Source organism: Candidatus Accumulibacter vicinus (genome assembly GCF_000584955.1).
GTDB lineage: Bacteria > Pseudomonadota > Gammaproteobacteria > Burkholderiales > Rhodocyclaceae > Accumulibacter > Accumulibacter vicinus.
On the sequence record NZ_JDSS02000027.1, the window covers coordinates 79,733 to 83,072 of the forward strand.

Annotated in this window: 4 protein-coding genes; 3 read left to right on the forward strand and 1 reads right to left on the reverse strand. The window is 63.0% G+C overall.

Translation table 11 applies throughout. From position 1 onward, the window contains the following. From CAPSK01_RS12850 to tilS, 3 genes are all read left to right on the forward strand, one after another. On the forward strand, window positions 1-429 hold a 429-nt coding region (locus CAPSK01_RS12850; RefSeq protein WP_034927207.1), incomplete at its 5' end, for a DNA-3-methyladenine glycosylase. Between the two features lie 94 nt (window positions 430-523). Continuing rightward, the gene (locus CAPSK01_RS12855; RefSeq protein ID WP_034927210.1) at window positions 524-1,492 is read left to right on the forward strand and encodes an acetyl-CoA carboxylase carboxyltransferase subunit alpha; all 969 of its coding nucleotides are present in this window, start codon (window positions 524-526) and stop codon (window positions 1,490-1,492) included. A 10-nt stretch (window positions 1,493-1,502) separates the two neighbouring features. Then, window positions 1,503-2,870, forward strand: coding sequence for a tRNA lysidine(34) synthetase TilS (gene tilS, locus CAPSK01_RS12860; protein WP_273703636.1), 1,368 nt, complete (start codon window positions 1,503-1,505; stop codon window positions 2,868-2,870). Between the two features lie 11 nt (window positions 2,871-2,881). On the opposite strand, the gene CAPSK01_RS12865 is transcribed toward tilS, so the two are convergent. Beyond that, window positions 2,882-3,340: LuxR C-terminal-related transcriptional regulator (locus CAPSK01_RS12865; protein ID WP_034927212.1), on the reverse strand; the 459-nt coding region annotated here is incomplete at its 5' end.

Here is a 3,340-nt window from a genome sequence, read left to right on the forward strand (position 1 = left end):
TCCGCCATGCCGCCGGCGGTGACCCCGGCCGCAGTGCTTGCCATTGAAGCCGCGACGCTGCGTCGCTGCGGACTGTCGGCGCGCAAGGTCGAGTATGTGGTGGATCTCGCGCGCCATTTCGACGGTGGACAGATTCACCCTGATCGCTGGACGACGATGAGCGATGCCGAGATCACTGCAGAATTGACTACAGTGCGCGGCATTGGCGTGTGGACCGCCGAGATGTTCCTGATCTTCAATCAGTTGCGTCCAGACGTATTTCCCCTCGATGACCTCGGCCTGCAGAAAGCCGTGGCCATTCACTATTGTGCTGGAGAACGGCCGGGGCGGCGATTGCTTGCCGAGTACGGCGAACGCTGGCGGCCGTGGCGTTCGGTGGCGACCTGGTATCTCTGGCGCAGCCTCGATCCGCTACCCGTCGAATACTGAACCGGCACGCCAGCACGCCTCAACGAGGCGGCGGGAGGACCTTTCAGGTTAGAATAGGGCGCTTTCAGATCAGCATGATTTCAGACTGCCTTAGATGAAAACCAGTTTTCTCGACTTTGAACAGCCCGTGGCCAGGATCGAGGAACGGATCGAATCGCTGCGCGCTGCGCAGGAGGATTCTGCCGTCGATATTTCCGATGCCATCACGCGCCTCGAACAGAAGGGTCAGAACCTCATCCGGGAGATCTATGACCGACTTTCGGCCTGGCAGGTCTGCCAGGTGGCACGGCATCCACAACGGCCTTACACGCTCGATTACCTGCGTCTGATCTTCACCGACTTTGAGGAACTGCACGGGGACCGGGCTTTTGCCGACGATCACGCGATCGTCGGCGGCCTGGCACGCTTGAAGGGTGATCCGGTGATGGTGATCGGCCACCAGAAGGGGCGAGATACCAGGGAGAAGATCTTCCGCAACTTTGGCATGCCACGCCCGGAGGGCTACCGGAAGGCCTTGCGGCTGATGCGCCTGGCCGAAAAGTTCCGCATTCCGGTGCTGACCTTCATCGACACGCCGGGCGCCTATCCTGGCATCGATGCCGAAGAGCGTGGCCAGTCCGAGGCCATCGGACGCAATCTTTATGTGATGGCGGAATTGCAAGTGCCGATCATCGTCACCATCATTGGTGAGGGGGGCTCTGGGGGAGCGCTGGCGATCGGCGTCGGCGACTGGGTGCAGATGCTGCAGTACTCGACCTATTCGGTGATTTCCCCGGAAGGGTGTGCGTCGATCCTCTGGAAGAGTGCCGAAAAAGCGAGTGAAGCAGCCGAAATCATGGGTATCACCGCGGCGCGGCTGCACTCCTTGGGTTTGATCGACCGCATCGTCAGCGAACCGGCCGGGGGCGCCCATCGTGATCATCAGGCGATGGCGCAGAATCTCCAGCAGGCCTTGCAGGAAGCGCTGCAGCAACTGCAGACGCGGCCGGCAGCCGATCTGCTCAAGGCACGCCTGGACCGCCTGAGGGGCTATGGTCGGGTCACCGAGCAGGCGCAGCGCTGAACTTTCCCAGTTGACAGCCACGCGGCAGATCCCGCAGACGCTCTCGACATTCCTCAGCACGCGCGTGGCTCCTGCAGCGCGCTTGTGCGTCGGTTTTTCCGGTGGCCGCGACTCGCTGGTTCTGTTGCACGCGCTAGCTGCGCTGCACTCGTCGAACCCGGTTTTCGAGTTGTCGGCGGTGCATGTCCATCATGGCCTGAGCGCCAGTGCCGACGCCTGGGCCGAATTCTGTACCGATTTCTGCAAGCGTTGCGGCGTGCCCCTCGCAATCGTTCGCGTCGAGGTCCCGCGTGGCAGCGCCGAAGGACTGGAAGCCGCAGCGCGCCGCTTGCGACATGCGGTGTTTGGCGGCTGTTCTGCAGACTGGCTGGCGCTGGCGCATCATCGTGACGATCAGGTCGAGACGGTACTATTCAGATTGCTGCGCGGTACCGGGGTCAGTGGTGCCACCGGGATGCCTGCCGAACGGGGACAGAGCGGCGGTCCGCGGCTGATTCGTCCGCTGCTTGAAGTGCCAGGCGCGGTGATCGCGCGTTACGCACAAGAGCACTCGCTGGCCTGGGTCGAAGACGAGAGCAATGGCGATTCGCGCTACCGCCGGAACTACTTGCGGCATGAGGTGATGCCGCGCATCGAGATGCAGTTTCCCGGTGCGGCAGAGTCGCTGGTGCGTGCCGGGCGCCACTTTGCCGAAGCCGCGCTGCTGCTCGAAGACCTGGCACAGGCCGATCGGGCGCTCGTGGCGACTTCCTCGGGACGCATTGGTCTGGCCCATTTCAATTCGCTGAGCGCGCCGAGAGCGCGCAACCTGCTACGTTCGGAGCTGCGGTCAGCGGGATTTCGTGCGCCCACGGCGCGCTGGCTTGACGAGGCCTTGCGCCAATTGGCGACGGTTGAGGCCGCTTCGGCAACCTGCATCAGCTCACCCGATGGTGAAATCCATGCCTACCGGGGAGAATTGCATGTCCTGCACCAGCGTCCAGACGTTCCCGTGGGCGCCGTGTCCTGGGGTGGCGAAGCGGATCTGCCGTGGGGGGCTGATCGTATCACCTTCACCTCGACTACCGGTGTCGGCATCCACCGTCAACTGCTCGCCGGCGCGTCTTTGCGGCTGACTTCCCGGCAAGGTGGCGAGTGTCTGCAGCCCGATCCGCAGCGACCCTCGAGAACCCTGAAGAAGCTTTTCCAGGAGGCTGCCATCCCCCCCTGGGAACGGCTCCGCCTGCCGTTGCTGTGGTGCGGTGAGCGCCTGGTCTGGGTAGCCGGGATCGGTACCGATGCGGCGTTTACCTGTCCTCCGGGGGAGCCCGGACTGCTGCTCGCCTGGCAGAGGGCGGCTCCCCCGCTGTCCCTCGGGCATCTGCCCTCACCGTGCTAAAGTGCGCGCACTCAACGCTTGCCGGCCAGTAGCTGTGCCAGTTCGACGGCGGTTCTGACGCCCATTTTTTCGAAGAGATTGGCGCGATGGACTTCGACGGTGCGCATGCTGATCTGTAGTTCGTCGGCAATCACCTTGTTGAGCTTGCCGGCCAGAATCAGTTCCATGACCTGTCGCTCGCGTGTCGTCAGGCGACCGCAGAGGGTGTTGACCGAATCTGCACCCGATGCTGCAGCGCGCTGGTCCTTGTCGAGCTGCAGGGCTTCAATGACGCGATTGACCAGTTCGTTGTCGTTGCAGGGCTTCTCGACAAAATCAAAAGCGCCTTTCTTGAGCGCCGAGACGGCCATCGGCACGTCGCCGTGACCGGTCAGAAAGATTACCGGCAGGCGGTTGCCACGTTCGCACAAGACATCAAACAGCTCTGGACCGCTCATCCCGTCCATCCGGATGTCAAGCAACAGGCAGCC